Source organism: Streptomyces sp. NPDC006283 (assembly GCF_040613325.1).
GTDB lineage: Bacteria > Actinomycetota > Actinomycetes > Streptomycetales > Streptomycetaceae > Streptomyces.
The window spans coordinates 1-4,061 of record NZ_JBEXRZ010000352.1 but is presented as its reverse complement, the minus strand read 5'-3'; the positions used below and the strand labels follow the sequence as shown (position 1 = coordinate 4,061).

General features: G+C 70.0%; 5 protein-coding genes. All 5 read left to right on the top strand.

The window, feature by feature from the left end; translation table 11 throughout:
- The coding region (locus ABZ070_RS35680; RefSeq protein ID WP_356640176.1) for an acyl-CoA dehydrogenase family protein at positions 1-300 on the top strand (300 nt) is incomplete at its 5' end.
- A 52-nt stretch (positions 301-352) separates the two neighbouring features.
- The gene (locus tag ABZ070_RS35675) at positions 353-1,525 is read left to right on the top strand and encodes an acyl-CoA dehydrogenase family protein (protein WP_356640174.1); all 1,173 of its coding nucleotides are present in this window, start codon (positions 353-355) and stop codon (positions 1,523-1,525) included.
- A gap of 151 nt (positions 1,526-1,676) precedes the next feature.
- Positions 1,677-2,591 (top strand): 3-hydroxybutyryl-CoA dehydrogenase, encoded by a 915-nt coding sequence (locus tag ABZ070_RS35670; RefSeq protein WP_356640172.1) that lies wholly within the window; start codon positions 1,677-1,679, stop codon positions 2,589-2,591.
- Between the two features lie 146 nt (positions 2,592-2,737).
- On the top strand, positions 2,738-3,349 hold the full coding sequence (locus ABZ070_RS35665) for a TetR family transcriptional regulator C-terminal domain-containing protein (protein WP_356640170.1): 612 nt from the start codon (positions 2,738-2,740) through the stop codon (positions 3,347-3,349).
- Between the two features lie 144 nt (positions 3,350-3,493).
- On the top strand, positions 3,494-3,952 hold the full coding sequence (locus ABZ070_RS35660) for an SRPBCC family protein (RefSeq protein WP_356640168.1): 459 nt from the start codon (positions 3,494-3,496) through the stop codon (positions 3,950-3,952).
- Positions 3,953-4,061: the final 109 nt, after the last annotated feature.

Here is a 4,061-nt window from a genome sequence, read left to right as displayed (position 1 = left end):
GCTGCGACTTCATCTGAACCAGGGCGTCCCTGCGCAGGTTGTCACACCGACCGCAAGACCCTGCACGCCAAGGCCTCGACGGCCAAGCTCGCGGCGAGCGAGGCGGCCGGCCGGGTGGTGGACCGCTGCCTGCAGATCTTCGGAGGCCGCGGCTACGACCGTTCCTACCCGGTCGAACGCCTCTATCGCGAGCTGCGCGTCGACCGGATCTGGGAGGGCACCTCCGAGATCCAGCGCTTGATCATCGCCAACGAACTGATCAAGCGCGGCACCCGGGCCCTCGCCCTGCCCCGTCACTGATCGCCCCGCCAGCCCCGCCCCCGCCCCGCCACCTGCCATCCCGAGGACCGACATGGACTTCCGCCTCACCGCCCGCCAGCAGGAACTCAAGGCCGCCGCCCGCAGGCTCACCGACGTCATCACGGCCTACGAACTCGACTGCGAGGAGAACAACGGCCTGTCGCCCCAGGCACACGCCGACATCCGCGACGCCGTGCTCGACAGCGGCCTCCAGGCCGTCAACATGCCCACCGAGTGGGGCGGAGCAGGGCTCACCATCTTCGAACAGGCCGTCGTGCAGGGGGAGCTGGGCCGGCTCACCGGCGCCCTGTGGGACATGGTCTGGCGCCCCGCCAACGCCCTCCGCTTCTGCACCCCCGAGCAGCGCGAACGCTTCCTCGTCCCCGTCATCCGCGGCGAGCGCCGCGACTGCTACGCCGTCACCGAGCCGGGAGCCGGCTCCGACCCGCAGAACCTCACGACGACCGCGACCCGAACCACCGACGGACAGTGGGACATCAACGGTGAGAAGTGGTTCGTCACCGTCGGCGACCACGCCGACTTCCTGATCGTCCTCGCGGCGGCGGGCGAGGACCGGGCCCCGACCCTCTTCCTCGTCGACAAGGACACTCCCGGCATCGAGATGACGCGTGTGCCGCGCTTCATGCACACCTTCGTCTACGAGCACCCCGAGTTCACCTTCACGGACGTGCGGGTCCCGGCCGACGCCGTGCTCGGCGGCGTAGGCAACGGCTACGACATCACCCGCTCCTGGTTCACCGAGGAACGCCTGATGATCGCCGCCCGCACCATCGGCGCGGCGGAGCGTGCGCTGGAGCTGGCCCGTGAGTGGGCCGTCGAGCGGCGTCAGTTCGGCTCGCGGATCGCCGACTTCCAGCTCATCCAGGGCATGCTCGCTGACTGCGCCGTCGACATCGCCGTCAACCGCGCCTACACCCACCAGGTCGCCTGGGAGGTGACCGAGGGCACCGTCGACCGCAAGACCCTGCACGCCAAGGCGGCCATCGCCAAGCTGGCGGCGAGCGAGGCGTCGGGCCGCGTCGTCGACCGCTGCCTGCAGATCTTCGGCGGCCGCGGCTACGACCGTTCCTACCCGGTCGAACGCCTCTATCGCGAGCTGCGCGTCGACCGGATCTGGGAGGGCACCTCCGAGATCCAGCGGCTCATCGTCGCGGGCGAAATCGTCAAGCGCGGCACCGGCGTTCTCCAACTGGCCTCCGACTGAGAGCCGTTCGCCTGAAGCCGGCGGCCCCGGCCCCTCCCGCCGGGGCCGCCACCCTCCGGACACGGCCGCCCAATCTCCCCGGGCCGCCACCCTCCCACACCTGCCGCCCCGGGCCTTCCGGTGCCGCCGACCGCTCGGAAAGGAGCAACACATGACCGGGACCGAGCCCCTCACCGCAGAACGCGAGCCCCGGCCCCCGGGAAGCGGCGGCCCCGTCGAACGCGTCGGCGTCGTGGGCTGCGGCCTGATGGGTTCCGGCATCGCCGAGGTGTGTGCCCGCGCCGGACTCGACGTCGTCGTCGCCGAATCCGACGCCACCGCCGCGGACGCCGGCCGCGCCCGTATCGCCGCATCCCTCGCACGCGCGGCCGCTGCGGGCAAACTCACCACGACGGACGGGGACGCCGCCCTGGCACGGATCACCGTCACCGCCGACCTGGAACGGCTGGCGGACCGGGACCTCGTCGTCGAGGCGGTCGCAGAGGACGAAGCGGCGAAGGTGGAGGTGTTCACACGGCTGGACGCCGTGGTACGGCGCCAGGACGCCATCCTTGCGACCAACACCTCGTCCATCCCCGTCATCCGCCTCGCCGCCACCACCTCCCGCCCCGAACAGGTGGTGGGCCTGCACTTCTTCAATCCCGTGCCCGTCCTGCCGCTGGTGGAACTGGTGCCGTCCCTGCTCACCGGAGAGACCACCGCCCGCCGCGCCGAGGCCTTCGCCTCCGGCGTGCTGGGCAAGCAGGTCGTACGCGCCCGGGACCGGTCGGGCTTCGTCGTCAACGCCCTGCTCGTGCCCTATCTGCTCGCGGCCGTCCGCATGGTCGAGTCGGGAACCGCGTCGGCCGAGGACATCGACCGTGCGATGACGCTCGGCTGCGCCCACCCGCTCGGCCCGCTCGCCCTCATCGACCTCATCGGACTCGACACCACCCAGGCCATCGCCGAGTCGATGTACGACGAGTTCCGCGAGCCCCTTCACGCCCCACCGCCGCTGCTGGCCCGCATGGTCGACGCGGGCCTGCTCGGCCGCAAATCGGGCCGCGGGTTCCACACCTACCAGTGACCCTCCATCCACCGACCCACCACCGACCCACCACCGACCGCCCACCGCCCCGCCCAGCTCCCGCACCGATGCGGGAAGATGGGACACGGCGGCGGCCGGCGCACTCCCGGCCACCGCACCGACAGACCGACCAGGGGAGCACGCACGTGTCCAGCGCCGAACGCACTCGCGAGACACGCGAGCGGATCCTTGTCGCCGCGATCGAAGTGATCGCCGAGGTCGGCTTCGAGAAGATCCGTATGCGCATGGTCGCGGAGCACGCCGGGGTCTCGACGGCGCTGCTCCACTACCACTTCGAGAACCGCGAGAAGCTCTTCGCCGAGGCGATGACGCACTCCTTCGCCCACACGAGCACCGAACTCGAACGGGACGCCGACTCGGTGCCCGCTTCCGTCATCCTCGCCCGCATCCTGCACAGCCTCCTGCCGACCGACCCGGAACTGCGCCAGGACTGGCGGCTGTGGCAGGAGCTGTGGGTGCGGGCACTGCGCGACGAGACCGCCCAGCGCCTGGCCGTCGACCTGTACGACCAACTGCACACCTGGGTGGGCCAGGCCCTCAAACGCGGTATCGACGCAGGGCAGTTCGCCGACTGCGACGTCGACGCCGTCAGCACCACGCTGCTCGCCCTCTGCGACGGCTTCGGCATCCGTCTGATGCTGGGCGACCCCCGGGTCACCGTCGAGTCGGCCCAGGCCGTGATCTGGGCTACGGCAGCCGGGGAGCTCAAGGTCGCGCCAGAGTTCCCGCAGCTGTGACATCTCCGACGACGCCGGAGGGGCGCCGCTGAGGGAGCCCGGGAACGCGGGCATCATCGCGTGGGCTCTGGGTACCCGCCTTCTCGTCCCCGACCGCGCGGCGGAAAGCCCCCGCGTGACGGTCGAGCGGGAGGAGGCACAACGATGAGCATGGTGAAGGAATCCGTGGACGTGGACGTCCCGCTTCACACCGCTTACAACCAGTGGACGATGTTCGAGGAGTTCCCCCAGTTCATGGAGGGTGTGGAAGAGGTCCGGCAGATCGACGACCGGCACAACCACTGGACGACGAAGATCGGCGGGGTACATCGGGAGTTCGACACCGAGATCATCGACCAGCTGCCCGACGATCGGATCGCCTGGCGTACCACCAGCGGGGACACCCGCCAGATGGGCATGGTCCGCTTCCAGCCTCTGGACGACACCCACACCCGTGTGGAGCTCGTCATGGACATCGAACCCCATGGCATGGCCGAGAAGGCCGCCAGCGCGTCCGGCATGATCGACCGACGCGTCAAGGGGGACATGAGGCGCTTCAAGGAGTTCATCGAGCACCAGGGCGGAGAGACGGGCGGCTGGCGCGGCCGGGTGACCCCTGGGTGAGTGCCGCTCCCTGAGATCTGACGCAGTGCCGGGGGGTGGGGCGCGCGGGGGGGGGGCCGCTTTTTTCTTTTTTTCCTCAGTTTTTACTAGAAAAAAACAAAAAATATTT